The following is a 17,320-nucleotide window of genomic DNA, read 5'->3' as shown; positions in this document are numbered from 1 at the left end:
GAACGTCAAATATACAGAATCAGTTACAAATATAAAAGGATGAAATACAAAAGCTGCTCCTTAAATACGAAGCAGCTTCTTGAGTTCTTTTGCATATGTACGACTAACAGGTACTTTTGATCCTTCTTTCATAATTAAATTATAAGTAGAGTTAAACCATGGCTGAATTTCAGTAATATGATTAATATTTGCAATAAAGCTACGATGAACACGCATGAAACTTACTTGCGGCAACTTCTTTTCCAAAATCACAAGTGTATCGTGTGTTACATATGTTTCCCTCATTGTTTTTACTGTCACTTTTCCGTCCACAAGTCCTACATATACAATATCTTCAATATTAACAAGTACGATTGATTCTTCAATTGGTAATGCTAATTTATGCATCTCTACTGTTACATCTGTCCCCTTTATTTCGTGCTTCGTTTCTATTTGCGATTGTTTTTGTTTTTTATACTTCTTTAATGTCTGCACAATACGCTCTTCATCAAATGGTTTTAAAATGTAGTCTAACGCATCTACTTCAAATGCTTGCAGTGCATATTGATCATAGGCAGTAGCAAATACAATTGCAGGTGGATTTTTCATCTTCTTTAATATATTGGCGATTTCAAATCCGTTATCATCGGATAATTGAATATCTAAAAACACAATATCTGGTCTACTTTGCATTAGTTCTTCTAATGCGTCTTCCACACAATCAGCCTCACCAATTATCTCAACTTCTTTCGTTCTCTCTAATAAATACTTTAGTTCATCACGTGCTAACATTTCATCGTCAACTACTAATACTTTTAACACTCTGTTCTTCCTCCCCTACTTTTTTTGGAATAACAAAAGTAATCTCTGTCCCCTCATTTAATTCACTTTCGATATGAAGCATCGTTTCTTTTCCAAATAATCCAATAAGACGTTCATTAATATTATATAAAGCTGTTCCAGTCCCTTTCTTTGACGAAACTACCATCTTTCCTAATTGTTCTAAACGTTCTTCCTCAATTCCCTGTCCATTATCTTTTACTTCAAAATGAACCATACCCTCTTTTTCAAAAACATGCACTTCTACTTCACATACTGGTTGCTTCTTCGGAAAAGCGTGTCGCAATGCATTTTCAACCAATAGTTGAAGAACAAATGGTGGTACTAAAGTTGTCTTTAGCTCGTCCTCAATATACATCTTTACCTCATACTTATTTGGGAACCTTGCTTGTTCTAAGGATAGATATGCCTGTACATGGTTTAATTCTTGTTCTAGTGGAATCAATAACTGACGTGCCCCTTGCAAATTACATCGGAAATATACGCTAAGCTGTAATAATAACTTCCTTGCTTTTTCTACATCTGTTCGGCATAAAGCTGATACTGTATTAATCGCATTAAATAAAAAGTGCGGGTTAATTTGCGCTTGTAATGCTTTTATCTCTGCATCTTGAAGTAATTTACTTTGCAACTCAGCTTCTCCTAACTCTAACTGCGTGGAGAATATTTTTGCTAACCCTTCTGCTAATTCTTCTTCAACGCGACTTAACTGGTTAGGATTTTTAAAATACAGTTTTAATGTCCCTATCGTATTTCCATGCGAAGTTAGTGGAATAACAATCGCCGCTTGCAAAGGGCATCCTTCATGTTGACAATTAATGACCTCACGTGATTTTGCTTTCATTATTTGCCCTGTATGTAAAACTTCTTTCGACAAACCAGTTATTAAACTATGTGAAGGAATATGGTGATCTGATGCTAATCCAACATGAGCTAATATTTTCTCTGTATCTGTTAAGGATACCGCATCTGTTCCTGTAAAACGGTGAATAATTTGTGCCACATGCTTACATGATTCTTCTGTTAAGCCTTGGCGAAAATATGGTAACGTTTTATCTGCAATACGTAATACCTTATGAGTCTGAAGTGCCTTTGCGTTCTCTTCCTGACGCAAAATAGCTTGTATCATAGAAAGTAAAATAAAACTTCCAAAACTATTTACAAGGATCATTGGTATCGCAATTGTTTTCACAATGCTCATTCCATCCTCTACAATTAATAGGATCATAATCATTTCTAAAGAAACGATAAAAACACTTAAAATCGCTGAAAACTTAGGAGTAATTGTACGATTATACTTTTTGAAAATGTATCCAATATACCCCGTTATAACACCTGCTAAAATTGACGAGATTGCACAACTTAGAGCTGTCGTCCCTCCAAGCATATAACGGTGAATACCAGCAATTGATCCTACCCCAATTCCGACGATAGGACCACCAAGCAATCCACTAATTCCAACACCCATAATACGTGTATTCGCAATGGTACTCGATGATGAAACACCTTGTAACCAATTTTCATTCATAATCGTATTTCCTGCTATTTCAATCCCAGTGTAATTGCTTACAATTGTAAATACCGAAAAAATACAAATAAGCTTAAGCTTATCTACATAGCCATCCTGTTTATGAAGGAGGCGTCTGAAAGTTTTAATATGAGAGAGTAAAAATCCTAAAATAACTATAAGTCCGACTCGTTCAATCATCATGAGTACTAAATTTAGCATCTTTGATTCATTCCTTTTTATTTAGTTAGTTTTATTATGGGAAAATAATGAAGTCGGCGTCAAGAAGAACGAAATGTTTTTTGAAATATTTTACACATAATAACTTCCTCTTTATTTGACAATACATATAGAAGAGTGCTAAAAATAAAGTAATATAATACAGTCCTTTAACCCAACCCCGTGAGGTTGAGAAGGAAGTCGGAATACAATATACGTATGTTCTTTTCTTGGGGATACGTATGCTTTTTTGGCCTTCTCATCATATCAGGTGAGAAGGCCTTTTGTTATTCTTCCATAGCGACTGTAGAAAATAAGGAGGAGTAATAATGAACGTCACTACTGATGTACAACAAACAACAGAGGAGACAAAAGCGAAAAGATATAAAACATTATTTGGTTCTGCGCTAGGATATGCAGCAGAAGGTTTAGATATGTTGCTATTATCGTTCGTACTTATCTATATTTTAAAAGAGTTTCACTTAAGTCCTGTTGAAGGCGGAAACTTAACTTTAGCTACCACAATAGGAATGTTAATTGGTTCTTATTTATTTGGATTTATTGCTGATTTATTTGGCCGTATTCGTACAATGGCCTTCACAATCTTACTGTTTTCACTAGCAACCGCACTCATTTATTTCGCAACAGACTACTGGCAATTATTAATTCTGCGCTTTTTAGTTGGAATGGGAGTTGGTGGTGAATTCGGAATCGGAATGGCCATCGTAACAGAAACATGGTCTAAAGAAATGCGCGCTAAAGCGACATCTGTTGTTGCACTTGGATGGCAATTTGGTGTACTGATTGCTTCACTCCTTCCAGCATTTATTGTCCCACACTTTGGATGGAGAGCCGTTTTCTTATTTGGATTAATTCCAGCTTTACTAGCTGTCTATGTCCGTAAAAGTTTAAGTGAACCGAAAATATGGGAGCAAAAACAACGCTACAAAAAGGAGCTATTGCAAAAAGAAGCTGCAGGTAAATTAACAACTACTGAAGCAGAACAACTAAAACATATAAAAAAATTTCCACTTCGAAAGTTATTTGCCAATAAAAAAGTAACAATTACAACAATTGGTCTTATTATTATGTCGTTCATCCAAAACTTCGGATATTACGGAATCTTCACATGGATGCCCACTATTTTAGCAAATAAATATAACTATACATTAGCAAAAGCAAGTGGCTGGATGTTCATTTCTACCATCGGTATGCTAATTGGAATTGCAATCTTTGGTATTCTAGCTGATAAAATTGGTCGACGTAAAACTTTTGCAATCTATTATATTGGCGGTACAGTATACTGTCTCATTTACTTCTTCTTATTCACAGATTCAACATTATTATTATGGGGAAGTGCATTGCTTGGATTCTTTGCAAATGGAATGATGGGAGGATTTGGAGCAATTTTAGCTGAAAACTATCCTGCTGAAGCTCGCTCTACCGCCGAAAACTTTATTTTCGGTACAGGACGTGGACTGGCTGGATTTGGGCCTGTTATTATTGGCTTACTTGCTACAGGTGGCAACCTACTTGGAGCATTGTCCTTGATTTTTATCATCTACCCAATCGGGTTAATTACAATGCTACTATGTGTACCAGAAACAAAGGGAAAAGTATTAGATTAAACGTAAAAGAGAAAGCATCTCATTTAAGATGCTTCCTCTTTTACGTTTTTATTTATTTTGATTTACTAGCCTTCTGAAATAAGAATGCAGTTTTATCTTCTTCTTTTACAATACCTTGTTTTAATGCTAATTCTCCCGCAACTTTAGGCGCTAACCATAGCATTGGGAATAACAAAATTGATACCGGAACTGCCGTCACCACGATAAACGATTGTAGCGCATTAATACTTCCTTCACCCATATATAAAAGAATTGCTGCAACTGCGCCCATAATAAGCGACCAAAAAATTCGCAAACTAATTCTAGGATCTCCGTCTCCAGTCACTGCCATTGAAATGGAATACGCCATTGAATCTCCTGTTGTCACTACAAATAAAATTGTTAATAAAAGAAATGCTGGTCCAATAATATTAGAAAGTGGCAATTGCCCTGTAATTGCAATCATAGCTGCCGGCATACCAGATTCACTTAATGCGTCCGAGATAGACCCAGGATTCATCAACTCATAAAACACGCCTGATCCACCTAATATAGTAAACCAAAATGTTGTAATAATAGGTGCGATAATTCCAATTGCAACGATGATTTCTCGAATCGTTCTCCCTCTTGAAATTCGACTCACTAAAATTGCCATCATTGGTCCGTATCCAATAAACCATCCCCAGAAAAAGATTGTCCAAGATCCTAACCAACTTGTATCACCACGGTATGTGCTCATCGGTATAAACTCATTTACATAAAATCCAAACGAAGAAACAAACGAATCAATAATAAATCCACCTGGCCCAAATAGTAATATGAATGCCATTAACACAATTGCTAATCTAACATTTAAATTACTTATAATTTGAATCCCTTTATCAATACCTGTTACTGCCGATATGGTAGACACGGCCACCACACAAACAATAATTGCTAATTGAGTAGTAAACACATCAGAAATTCCAAATAATTCTTGTAATCCATAACTTGCTTGTAAACCTAAAAATCCAATTGGGCCAATTGTACCTGCAGCTACTGCAATAATTGCAGCTGCATCAATTATCGTTCCAAGCAGGCTCTTTCTTAATTTTTCCCCAAAAATAGGATATAAAAGTGTTCGAGGTTTTAGCGGCATATCTTTATGATAATGTCCATACATCATAACTACCGCACTAATTGTACCTAAAATCGTCCATGCTAAAAATCCCCAATGCATATAACTTTGTGCTAAAGCAGGCATGACTGCTTCTTTCGTTCCAGCAGATATACCATCATGTATTGGTGGCACCGTCATCAAATGATACATTGGCTCTGCTGCTGCCCAAAAAACGCCACCTCCAGCAAGTAATGTAGACATAATAATAGCAAGCCATTTTGCCGTACTAATCTCAGGTTTTTCTAATCCCCCAAGCTTAACTCTCCCATATTTGGAGAAAGCCATACACATCGCAACAATAAATGTACCTAATAATAAAACTTGCCAGAAGGCACCGAAATATTTAATTGAAAAAGCGAAACTTTTATTAATCGCACTCTCTACATAATCCTTGTTCAAAAAAACTGCAATTACAAATAATAAAAGTGAACCACCACTAATAATAAATACAGGCCAATCAGTTTTTCGACTCTTCATCCTCATTTATACTTCCTCCTTCCTCAGCAATCTAAAAAAACAACTTTATTATGTTTTATTGTTTAAACCTAAAACATAATAATTATATATGCATAACATTTTATCGACTTCCCACATACTTATGTTGTCCCTAAAAATATGCCAAATCCCTTATTAAAAAGAAAAATTCTCTTCCTCTTACATAAAAAAGCAAAACAAAAGACCTTATATTTCTATAAGGTCTTCGAAACAGAAATTTGATTATAACATAAGGTACTCCTTGGTTCAAAAAGCCTCTTCCAAAAATAACCGAGAGTAAAGGCTTCCATTTGCTACATAACAGTAATTAAAAAAAATATATTTTGCAGAAAAAAACTGCACTAAATATTATTTATGAAAGAAATTTGGCTTCAAAATTTCATTCGGATACGGTTTATGATAAATGTGAGTGGTAGCTGGAGATAATGGCGGAATAAGCCATACCCAATTACCTGTTACAACACGACCACAAGCAGCTTCTTGCTTCTCAAATTGCTGAAATTGTTGTGCAGCAGTATGGTGATCAACAATACTAACTCCTTGTTTTTTAAAGGAGTGTAGTACGGCAATATTCAACTCAATTAGCGCCTTATCTTTCCATAAGGTACCGTTTCTCGATGTATCTAAATCCATCATCTCCGCAACAGCCGGAAGTAAATTATAACGATCATGATCTGCTAAGTTGCGCGCCCCAATTTCTGTTCCCATATACCATCCATTGAACGGAGCGGCTGTATAAGAAATACCGCCAATTTCTAAACGCATATCTGAAATCATTGGAACACCATACCATTTCACTCCAAGTGATGAAATAGGGTATTCTGGGTGTTCAATTGGCACTTCTTTTACTTCTTCTCTCGGAATTTCTTTATATGTAGGTGCCTTCCCGTTTATAGAGAACACAAGTGGCAATACATCGAAATTCGTACCTTCTCCTTGCCAACCAAGCCCCTGACAAAAGTCCGTAAATGTAGCGGAATGAGAATCACCAATCACTCCCGTTTCTGTTTTATATCCTGCATATCGAATCAATTGGTGATTATAAATTCTTATATTATTTTCTTCACCTTGATATTGCTTAAAAATCGTAATGGTTGGTTTAACTTTCCCGTCGTTCGTTGCATATTTAATATGATGAATTAATGCATTATATACACCCTCTTCATCATTTACTTCGCGCGCATCTAATATGTGCATCTTACTCCAAAATAGTCTTCCAATACATCTATTACTGTTACGCCATGCCATTCGTGAACCATGAACAAGTTCTTCAAATGTATGCTCATATGTCCCTGTCTTCTCTATCTCAATTTGAATTTCTTTTATACGTTCTTCTATCAATTGTTCTTTATGAAGCTCCTTATAACAAATCGTAATAAAATTACTTGCTTCTTCTATTAATTGTTTCGTTTTACTCATAAACAATCTCCTTCTATTTCAACAAAACCCTGCTACTTTACAGTATAAGCAAAAAGGATAGGAGTCACAAATGAAAGTGAGAGTGTTACTTTTATTGTAATATTTTTCAGAAAATTAATGGACTTACTATTGACTTATATGGAAAATGGGTGTATTTTTGACTCAGGTAAAGTATTTTTACCTAAACCAACTTTTTAAATAGAAAGGAGGTAATGTTATGTCTTCATTTCAATTGCCAAAGCTTTCATATGACTATGATGAACTAGAGCCACATATTGATAGCAATACACTTTCCATTCATCATGGAAAGCACCATGCGACATACGTAAACAATTTAAATGCTACTTTAGAAAATTATACTGAATTACATAATAAATCTTTAGAAGAATTGCTATGTAATTTAGATACTTTACCGAAGGAAATTGTTACAGCTGTACGAAATAACGGTGGCGGTCACTATTGTCATAGTCTTTTTTGGGAAGTGATGAGCCCACGAGGTGGCGGTGAGCCTAATGGAGACGTTGCAAAAGTAATTGATTATTATTTCAATACCTTTGACAACTTAAAAGATCAACTTTCCAAAGCAGCTATTAGTCGTTTTGGAAGTGGCTATGGATGGCTTGTTCTTGACGGTGAGGAACTCTCTGTTATGAGTACACCAAATCAAGATACGCCTTTGCAAGAAGGGAAAATCCCCTTACTCGTAATTGATGTATGGGAACATGCTTATTATTTAAAGTATCAAAATAGGCGCCCAGAGTTTGTTACCAACTGGTGGCATACAGTAAACTGGGACCAAGTAAACGAGAAGTATTTACAAGCAATTCAATCACAAAAACATTAGTCGTACGTATAAGGTAAATTTGGTAATGTAAAATCAGTATTGTCGAAATCCTCCAGAATCCCCCGGATTGCCACCGGGGGATTTATGATTACTTCATTGTATTTATATAATGTTTTAAAACATTTTTCATTTCTAGTTTCAGCTCTCGGAACAAAAATCCGAATTCACGAGCCTTTCCATTATGTAATGTACAGTTAGTTACCTCATTATAAGGAGCTATATTTTCCCCAGCTTTCTGAATGAGTGCTTTTATTCCTGTCTTCTCTTCTATGAAATGAATAATTTCTTCCGTAGAAACTACCCCGTTACTACAGGCGTTAATTGGCCCTTTCACATTTTCCATTCCGCACCAAGCTAGAAACTCTCCTGCCTCTTTTTCATGTATAAATGACAAAGTTCCATCTACATGATCCACAACGATAGGTTTTTGGTTCACAATACATTCAACGTAAAATTGTAACCTTTTCGTATAATCGTTTTCTCCAATAACAACTGGAAAACGAACTGCAACAACTGGGAATGTTGCTTGTTGAAATACAACGGCTTCAGCTAATCTCTTTCCTTCACCATAATTGAAGTCATTCCTATCTCCATACGCGATTGCATAATCGTACGGATTAAAGTCTTCTTCTGATAAGCTTAGGGCAGGTTCATAGACGGCCATTGAAGATGTCATAACATATTTCTTCGTTTTCCCTCGTAACACTTCACATGTTATCTTCGCTGCATTCGAGCTATAGCATAAATTATCGTATACAATATCATAACTTTTTCCTTCTAGACACTTTTCTAGTAGCTTTCCATCTTCTCTATCAATAATTATTCTTTTTACTGCGCTACCAAAAGAATCTTCAGTAACTCCCCTCGTCGCAATCGTTACATCGTGCCCCTCTTGCAAAAGTGCTTCTACTAAATGTTTACCAAAAAATCTTGTTCCCCCTAGCACCAATACTTTTTTCAACTTCATCATCCCCATTTTAGCAAATTGTAAAATACTACCTCTCTATTATAAGTGCCAATATATAAAAAGCATGGAATTCGTTTAACGATTCCATGCTTTTCTACAGAAAATATATTAACGTACTCGATATTTATAAATACAATAACAGAAGTACAAAATAGAAATTACTGATACATAAACCCATAGTTCATATACAAATCCCTCTCCCCACACTCCCATAAAATAAAAGAGTGAAGGTAAAGTCAATGTTACCCATGATTGTACGAAGGCAATCCTTCCAAGATATTGATTAATGTTCTTCTTTTGTGTATTTAATACAAAGAATAAATACCAAAGTAATGCCCACATAAACCACGTTAACGCATTAACAACATCATGGAATTGAACAAATGAAACAACCATATAGAATAAGGCTATAATTGCTACCCAAATACAAAACCATCCTAGACCACTACTATCCATTCCTTTTATAAAAGTAACACCTACATATAAATAAGTTAATCCAAATAAGAAAGTAGCCGCATATGAATACACTGTCCAATTGCTTTGGTCAGAAATCATGATCAAATAAAACGGAATAATAATTTGTAGTGCACCCACAAATAAATTAAAAACACCCGCACTTTTCATCTCTGCTTTCCCTAATATAACAAGACTATTTAAAAATAAAGCTGCCCCTGAAAGTAATAATCCTACATAACCCATATATATTCGTGTGAAAATCTTTACCTTTCACACTTTTAACCTCCCCACACTATAAAGTGATACTTATATTATTTTTCTTCCCATTTAAAACTACATACATAATTTTTCATTCAAATAAGTCAGACCTCCTACCTCAAAAAGGAGCGAACTTAAAACGCTTTCAATAATAAATAATCCTATCAAAACATGAACTAGGATTCCTTGATTATAAACGGACTCTATCAATGATACAAGTGTTGGAATACTTTTCAATAATACGCTTTCAATTTCTATAAAAAATTAATAAAATAATACATTCCTCTATCTCATTCTACTACCTTCTAGCATAAGATATTGTAAAATCACATCATTTAAAACAGCGAACGTTCTTTTCTAGGTTCGCTAATAAAATTAATAAAAAATGACCTCTTGCTTTTATGCAAAGGTCATTTTTTTATATACATCATTAAACTTCTAAATAGCCATTTTTATTATTTGATTGCCATTTCCAAGAATCTGCACACATTTCTTCTAATCCGCGTGTTGCCTCCCAGCCTAATTCACGCTTTGCTTTCGATGCATCAGCAAAACATACTGCTACATCACCTGGGCGACGCTCTGTAATTTTATAAGGAACTTTCTTGCCCGAAACTTTTTCAAACGCTTCAACCATCTCTAGTACACTATAGCCCATACCTGTGCCCAGGTTATAAGCATCTACTCCCGTTGTACTCAATACTTTCTCAAGCGCCTTTACATGACCATTTGCTAAGTCCACAACATGGATGTAATCACGGACTCCTGTTCCATCTTTCGTTGGATAGTCATTTCCGAATACGCTTAATTCTTTTAACTTACCTACCGCTACTTGCGTTACATATGGCATTAAGTTATTTGGGATTCCATTTGGATCTTCTCCGATACGCCCACTCTCGTGTGCACCAAATGGATTGAAATAGCGAAGTAATGCGATACTCCATTCTGCATCTGCAAATGCTACATCACGCATAATTTGCTCAATCATTAATTTCGTTTGACCATATGGATTTGTTGCACTTAATGGAAACTCCTCCGTAATCGGTGACGTTTCCGGGATACCATATACAGTTGCAGATGAACTAAAGATTATCTTCTTTACATTATGTTTCTGCATTACTTCACATAGCACTAACGTGCTTGTAATGTTGTTATGATAATATGTTAATGGAATCGCTACTGACTCCCCTACAGCTTTAAATCCTGCAAAGTGAATAACTGCTTCAATTGCATTTTCTTCAAAAATTGCGTCAAGCGCTTCGCGATTTAAAACATCTTCTTTATAAAACTTAAATTGTTTTCCTGTTATTTCTTTCACTCGATTTATAGATTCTACCGAGCTATTCGAAAGATTATCCACTACTATAACTTCGTAACCGCTATTTAGTAATTCTACACATGTATGACTACCAATATATCCTGCTCCACCTGTTACAAGTATTGCCATAATTATAGTCCTCCATATTTCATTCATTATAAACTTCTCAAAGTATATCACATATTTCTTATCCTATGTTTAACATGCGAACACAGAAACTTACATTTTATCCCATAATAAATTTATAACATATACGATTCTAATCAGGTAATAAAAAACGCCACATAATTTTTATTATGTGGCGTTTTTATTAAATTACATAACAATATACACTTAGAAAATGCGCAAGACTACCTAATAATACAAAAACATGAAAAATTTCATGATGCCCCATATATTTAAACTCTAACCATTTTGGCTTTGTTCCATAAATAAATCCACCAATTGTATAAAAAATGCCCCCAAGTACTAAGAAAATAATGCCTCCTGTACTTAAATTCTCAGCTAACGGTGCAAAGAATAACACAATTAACCAACCCATCGTAATATAAATTGCTGTCGATAACCATCTTGGACAATTAAACCAAAACATTTTAAATACAATGCCACAAATCGCAGTTGCATAGACTAAACAAAATAATAGTAAACCACTTGCTGAATTTAATGTAATTAAGCAAAAGGGTGCATATGTACCTGCAATTAATATAAAAATCATAGAATGATCTAGCTTCCTAAAGAAGTAAATAACACGTTCATTGGCCACAACACTATGATACACAGCTGACGCCGTATAAAGGACCATCATTCCAATACCAAACAAAATAACAGCTGTAATTGCAGCAAATGATGGCATCTTGATAGAAACTTTCACAAGCATAGCTAATAAGGCAATAAATGATAATATTGCTCCACCTAAGTGAGTAAATGCATTAACCGGTTCCCTTACATAAGTATTCATAATAACACCCCTCACATAATTACATGTAGTTTTGATAACTACATGTAATTATATACACATTTCTTTTTAAGGTCAACATTTACAATTCATTTGTTTCGTAATACCATATTTAAAGATATATTAAACATTAAGTTCCACTAAGTTATAAAAGTGAGGATTCTACGTGGAAAATATAAATGAATTACTTGAGACATTGCATTTAGAAAAACATTAAACTTGAGGATATTCCAAATGTTGACTTATATGTAGATCAAGTTGTTCAACTATTTGAGAATACTTATGCAGATACAACGAGAACTGATGATGAAAAAGTATTAACTAAAACCATGATTAATAATTACGCAAAGGAAAACTATTTATCCCCATCAAAAATAAAAAGTATTCAAAAGAGCATATGATTTTAATTAGCCTAATTTATCAATTAAAGGAGCTCTCTCCATTAACGATATAAAAAGTTCATTAGAAACTATAAATGACTCCTTATTAAATGATGATTCATTCGAATTAAATACGTTATACAAAAATTATCTTGCTCTTACTGAAAGCAATGTCGAAAGCTTTAAACAAGACGTAAATAACCGTGTTACAGAAGTAAATGAGATTTCTTCCTTAGAAGATACAAAGCTAGAAAAATTTCTACTACTAACATCCTTCGTGACTATGAGTAATATGTATAGACGTTTAGCGGAGCAACTAGTGGATGATTTAAAAGAATCATAAATAAAAAACTATCCACCTATTAAAGTGGATAGTTTTTTATTTACTTAATTGCTTCATGAACTTTTAGTTGTTTCCCTTTAATCGTTGTAGTCTTCATGACTTTCAAGACGAGTGGGCCTTTTCCATTTAATATTTCAACATAAGAAACATTATCTTGTATCGTAATAATACCTATATCTTCTGCTGTAACACCTTTAATTTTAGCAATTGTACCGACGAAATCTACCGCCCTAATTTTCTTTTTCTTCCCGCCATTAAAGTACAGCTTCATAATGCCTTTGTTGATGTCTGCATTTTTATCTTTCTTTATAATTGGTTTAGCATGTATCTTTTCTTCAAATGCAGCTTTCTCTTTCATAACTTCTTCTTTTGAAGGTCCAATTGCCTTTGGAATTTCAAATCCAATATACTCCTCAATCTCTTCTAAAAATCTATTTTCATATGGTGTTATAAATGTAATAGCTTTTCCACTATTTCCAGCTCGTCCTGTTCTTCCAGTACGATGTACGTAGCTTTCTTTTTCAAGTGGAATATCATAATTAATAACATGTGTAATATTATCAATATCAATTCCTCTCGCAGCTACATCTGTTGCTACTAAATAACGGAATTTTCCTTTTCTAAAATCATCCATGACTTCAAAACGATCTTCTTGTACCATACCACCATGTATTTTGTCACAAGGATAGTTAGCTCGTTTTAATTGTCTATATACATGATCTACATTTTCTTGTGTACGGCAGAAAATAATACAGCTATCAGGATTCTCAATCGTTGTTACATCTTTAAGTAGTGAAAGCTTCTCGTCTTCTATCACCTCAAAAAGAGTATGTTCAATTTTATCCGTCGTAATCCCAGCTGCTTTAATTTCAATATGAATTGGTGAATTCATATATGTACGAGACAATTTCTCAACATCTTCTGGAAGTGTTGCTGAAAATAACATCGTCATTCTTTTTGTAGGTAATTCATCAATAATTGCCTCTACTTGATCGATAAAGCCCATATTTAGCATCTCATCTGCTTCATCAATAACTAAATACTTCAAACACTCTAAAGAAAGGGTACCCTTCTCAATATGATCCAACACACGACCAGGAGTCCCAACTACAATATGTGTCTTTTGCTTTAATTCTAATTTTTGACGTGCAAATGGAGATTTCCCATAAACTGCCGCAGCCTTAATCCTTTTGAATCGACCTATATTTGTAATATCTTCTTTTACCTGTACCGCAAGCTCTCTCGTTGGTGTTAAAACTAATGCTTGTGGTTTATTCTCTTCCCACTCCACCATTTCACAAAGTGGAATACCAAATGAAGCTGTTTTTCCACTTCCAGTCTGGGACTTCACAACAAGATCCTTCTTTTGTAATGCGACTGGAATAACCTCACCTTGTACTTCTGTTGGATGATTATAACCTAAACCATTAAGTGCTCTTATAATTTCTTTACTTAATGTATACTCAGCAAAGCTTCTTTTACTCATGTACTAACCTCATTTTATTCTTTATTTAATAATTATATTTTTTATTCTCCTACACTTAATTATACTAAGATGATATATCAAACTAATATTTGCAATTCGTTGAAATATCATCTTAACCTAAATATAACTCTTTTTATATTATTTTTAAAACAACATAGAAAAGGGCAGTCTTAATAATAAGCCTGCCTACCTACATAATGAAAAATATATTTTTTAGATAAAATATATTTACGGAACTAACCTTTTACAAATGGTATTCGTTGCAATACTAAAGTTATTATCATACTCAGAAAAAGTGTAATCATTACATTTATAGGTATTGCCAGTATTGCATGTACATGGGCATCTACCTTTGGAATAACTATGTATAGATAGTTATTTAATAAGAAAAAGTGAAGAATATAAATTCCAAGACTTGCTTGGTTTATACCACGTAATAAAAATGGTAATTGTCTTTCCGAATTTTGGAAAGTGTATTTAAAAAAGACAAATAATCCAATTGCCATAAGTACAACACCTGGCGCAAAATATTCATACCAATATTGGTCCAATTGCCCATTAGCTTTGACTGTATAATAGTATGTAATAAAGAACGTACCAATAAACCCTAAAATTCCCCCAATATAAGATAGGTTTCTCCATTTTTTTGCAATATCATAATTAGATAAGTAATAACCTAGTAGAAAATATCCTACATAGTTTGTCACATAAAATAGTTCGATATTAAAGTTGATAGGATAATAATAATTTACTAGTTTGACTATAACAGATGCATATAACCATAAAATTAAAAATATTCTATCTCTCTCTTTTTAGCATTTTTCACGAATACTTTCAGTAAAGGGGCGATTAGGTATATTCCTACAATCATGTATAAGAACCATAGATGTAAACCAATACTATTTGTTAAAAAATACTTTACCCCCTGTTTTAAAGAAGCCGGAAAATATCCTACGCAAGCTCCATAGATGTAAAATATAGCACTCCAACCTATAAAAGGTATGATTACTTTACTTGCACGTTTCTTTAAAAATTCCCCAATAGAACTATCTTTTGCTCCCCTTAACAATAAAGCTCCGCTAATCATTACAAATATCGGAACACTAGCACGTGAAAATGAATCATAAAAATTACCAGCCATCCAACGCGATACGTTACTTGCATCTAACATAGAAACATAACCAGCAGAAACGTGAATTGTAACGACCGCAATTGTTGCTAATACGCGTAGCCAATCCATATAAACTAAACGTCCCATAAAACCTCTCCCATAATTAATATATCTATCTACTATTTTCCAAATATAATTCTACAGTAAACCAATAAACATTAAAATACATTATAGACATTTAAATACAAAAAACATTAAATAAAATTTAAATTCCAAATTAATAATTAAACCTTTGACTTCTTAATAAAAATAATGTAAATTATCCTATGGACGAACATTTTTAATTAATAAAAATAAAATATTCGTATTTTAGGGGTGTAAATGATGGAAAACGTATTCGACTATGAAGATATTCAATTAATTCCTGCAAAATGTATTGTAAATAGCCGCTCTGAATGTGATACAACTGTCACTTTAGGAAAACATAAATTTAAATTACCTGTCGTGCCTGCAAATATGCAAACGATTATTGATGAAAGAATTGCAACTTATTTAGCTGAGAACAACTACTTTTATATCATGCATCGTTTCCAACCAGAGAAACGAATCTCATTCATTAGAGATATGCAATCACGTGGATTAATCGCTTCTATCAGCGTTGGTGTAAAAGAGGACGAATATGAATTCGTACAACAATTAGCTGCTGAGCAACTTACACCTGAATATATCACGATTGATATCGCACACGGTCATTCTAATGCTGTGATCAACATGATTCAACATATTAAAAAACATTTACCAGAGAGCTTCGTTATCGCTGGAAACGTTGGAACTCCAGAAGCGGTAAGAGAATTAGAAAATGCTGGTGCCGATGCAACAAAAGTTGGTATTGGACCTGGTAAAGTTTGTATTACTAAAATTAAAACAGGCTTCGGAACTGGTGGTTGGCAGCTAGCTGCACTTCGCTGGTGTGCAAAAGCTGCAAGTAAGCCAATTATCGCTGATGGTGGTATTCGTACACACGGCGACGTAGCTAAATCTATTCGATTTGGGGCAACTATGGTCATGATCGGTTCTCTATTCGCTGGTCACGAAGAGTCTCCAGGGGAAACAATTGAAAGAGATGGCAAACTTTATAAAGAATACTTCGGTTCTGCTTCTGAATTCCAAAAGGGTGAGAAGAAAAACGTTGAAGGTAAGAAAATGTTCGTTGAGCATAAAGGTTCTTTAGAAGATACGTTAATCGAAATGGAACAAGATCTTCAATCTTCTATCTCTTACGCTGGCGGAACAAAATTAGACGCTATTCGTACTGTAGATTATGTTGTCGTGAAAAACTCGATTTTCAATGGTGACAAAGTATATTAATTCTTAAATTAACTCGAAGGACAAGCATTTTCATGCTTGTCCTTCTTTTTTGTATATAAAAATGTAAAATATTTTAATTAAATAAATTTTCTAGTATTATGTGTTTAGATAGTCTTAATAAGGAGGAGATACGACTTGAAAAATGTAATGGAAAATCGCCTTAATCGCGCAGAGGTACCTGCTGAACTAACATGGGATTTATCCGATTTGTATAATTCTGATGCCGAATGGCATGCTGCATTAAACGCATTGGAAAATGATATACAGAAACTTGATTCATTTAAAGGGCATTTACATACTAGCTCCCACACTTTATTAAATTGCCTACTTTTAGAAGAAGAGCTTTTAATGACGTTAACAAAACTATACTCATATGCAAATTTAAAAGAATCTACTGATCGTACAAATCCAAGTATTCAAGCGAACTCTTCCAAAATTTCTGCTTTATGGACGAAAGTACATACTGCACTATCCTTTATTCATAATGAAATCCTCATATTCGGCGAAGGAACAATTGAAAAATATTTAACTGAAGAAGCAAAACTTGAACCTTTCCGTAAATCGTTACTAGAAATACTACAAAAAAGGCAGCACACACTGCATCCACTG

The 17,320-nt window shown here is 34.0% G+C and carries 13 protein-coding genes and 2 pseudogenes; 5 read left to right on the top strand and 10 right to left on the bottom strand.

What is annotated here, in order from left to right; translation table 11 throughout:
- Positions 1-60: 60 nt before the first annotated feature.
- Together IQ781_RS15885 and lytS are read right to left on the bottom strand one after the other, a co-directional pair.
- Positions 61-801, bottom strand: a complete 741-nt coding sequence (locus tag IQ781_RS15885; protein WP_000921843.1) for a LytR/AlgR family response regulator transcription factor — start codon at positions 799-801, stop codon at positions 61-63.
- Complete coding sequence (lytS, locus tag IQ781_RS15880; protein ID WP_139847011.1) at positions 779-2,548, bottom strand: two-component system sensor histidine kinase LytS; 1,770 nt, start codon at positions 2,546-2,548, stop codon at positions 779-781. The genes IQ781_RS15885 and lytS overlap by 23 nt, the downstream gene beginning before the upstream one ends.
- Positions 2,549-2,874: 326 nt before the next feature.
- Between lytS and IQ781_RS15875 the strand changes: the two genes are divergently transcribed.
- A complete protein-coding gene (locus IQ781_RS15875; RefSeq protein ID WP_242808134.1) occupies positions 2,875-4,173 on the top strand; it encodes an MFS transporter in 1,299 nt (432 codons plus the stop codon).
- Positions 4,174-4,225: 52 nt separating this feature from the next.
- On the opposite strand, the gene IQ781_RS15870 is transcribed toward IQ781_RS15875, so the two are convergent.
- Both IQ781_RS15870 and IQ781_RS15865 read right to left on the bottom strand, forming a co-directional pair.
- Positions 4,226-5,794, bottom strand: coding sequence for a BCCT family transporter (locus IQ781_RS15870; protein ID WP_001242442.1), 1,569 nt, complete (start codon positions 5,792-5,794; stop codon positions 4,226-4,228).
- Positions 5,795-6,154: 360 nt separating this feature from the next.
- Complete coding sequence (locus IQ781_RS15865) at positions 6,155-7,225, bottom strand: nitric oxide synthase oxygenase (RefSeq protein ID WP_000047627.1); 1,071 nt, start codon at positions 7,223-7,225, stop codon at positions 6,155-6,157.
- A 217-nt stretch (positions 7,226-7,442) separates the two neighbouring features.
- Between IQ781_RS15865 and sodA the strand changes: the two genes are divergently transcribed.
- Positions 7,443-8,069 (top strand): superoxide dismutase [Mn], encoded by a 627-nt coding sequence (gene sodA / locus IQ781_RS15860; protein ID WP_000094042.1) that lies wholly within the window; start codon positions 7,443-7,445, stop codon positions 8,067-8,069.
- 88 nt (positions 8,070-8,157) lie between these two features.
- On the opposite strand, the gene IQ781_RS15855 is transcribed toward sodA, so the two are convergent.
- From IQ781_RS15855 to trhA, 4 genes are all read right to left on the bottom strand, one after another.
- The gene (locus IQ781_RS15855) at positions 8,158-9,045 is read right to left on the bottom strand and encodes an NAD-dependent epimerase/dehydratase family protein (RefSeq protein WP_002195968.1); all 888 of its coding nucleotides are present in this window, start codon (positions 9,043-9,045) and stop codon (positions 8,158-8,160) included.
- A 99-nt stretch (positions 9,046-9,144) separates the two neighbouring features.
- A complete protein-coding gene (locus tag IQ781_RS15850; protein ID WP_000542569.1) occupies positions 9,145-9,735 on the bottom strand; it encodes an AmiS/UreI family transporter in 591 nt (196 codons plus the stop codon).
- Between the two features lie 445 nt (positions 9,736-10,180).
- Positions 10,181-11,197, bottom strand: a complete 1,017-nt coding sequence (gene galE, locus IQ781_RS15845) for a UDP-glucose 4-epimerase GalE (protein WP_000996540.1) — start codon at positions 11,195-11,197, stop codon at positions 10,181-10,183.
- A 181-nt stretch (positions 11,198-11,378) separates the two neighbouring features.
- Positions 11,379-12,026, bottom strand: a complete 648-nt coding sequence (trhA, locus tag IQ781_RS15840; protein ID WP_001099728.1) for a PAQR family membrane homeostasis protein TrhA — start codon at positions 12,024-12,026, stop codon at positions 11,379-11,381.
- A 209-nt stretch (positions 12,027-12,235) separates the two neighbouring features.
- Here trhA and IQ781_RS28455 point away from each other — a divergent pair, with 209 nt between their 5' ends.
- On the top strand, positions 12,236-12,424 hold the full coding sequence (locus IQ781_RS28455; RefSeq protein WP_481748669.1) for a DUF1836 domain-containing protein: 189 nt from the start codon (positions 12,236-12,238) through the stop codon (positions 12,422-12,424).
- Between the two features lie 362 nt (positions 12,425-12,786).
- Here IQ781_RS28455 and IQ781_RS15830 read toward each other — a convergent pair whose 3' ends face one another.
- Positions 12,787-14,232 carry a DEAD/DEAH box helicase gene (locus IQ781_RS15830; protein WP_000044733.1) on the bottom strand — a complete coding sequence of 482 codons (1,446 nt, stop codon included), beginning with the start codon at positions 14,230-14,232 and terminating at the stop codon, positions 12,787-12,789.
- 236 nt (positions 14,233-14,468) lie between these two features.
- Positions 14,469-15,490: pseudogene (locus IQ781_RS15825) on the bottom strand (acyltransferase).
- A gap of 237 nt (positions 15,491-15,727) precedes the next feature.
- Between IQ781_RS15825 and guaC the strand changes: the two are divergent.
- Complete coding sequence (gene guaC, locus IQ781_RS15820) at positions 15,728-16,711, top strand: GMP reductase (RefSeq protein ID WP_000432447.1); 984 nt, start codon at positions 15,728-15,730, stop codon at positions 16,709-16,711.
- A 135-nt stretch (positions 16,712-16,846) separates the two neighbouring features.
- Positions 16,847-17,317, top strand: a pseudogene (locus IQ781_RS15815) (oligoendopeptidase F); the annotation flags it as partial.
- Positions 17,318-17,320 lie beyond the last annotated feature (3 nt).

Source organism: Bacillus sp. N447-1 (assembly GCF_022701035.1).
Taxonomy (GTDB): domain Bacteria; phylum Bacillota; class Bacilli; order Bacillales; family Bacillaceae_G; genus Bacillus_A; species Bacillus_A cereus.
The sequence above is the reverse complement of the archived record's forward strand: the minus strand, read 5'-3'. Positions and strand labels throughout refer to the sequence as shown.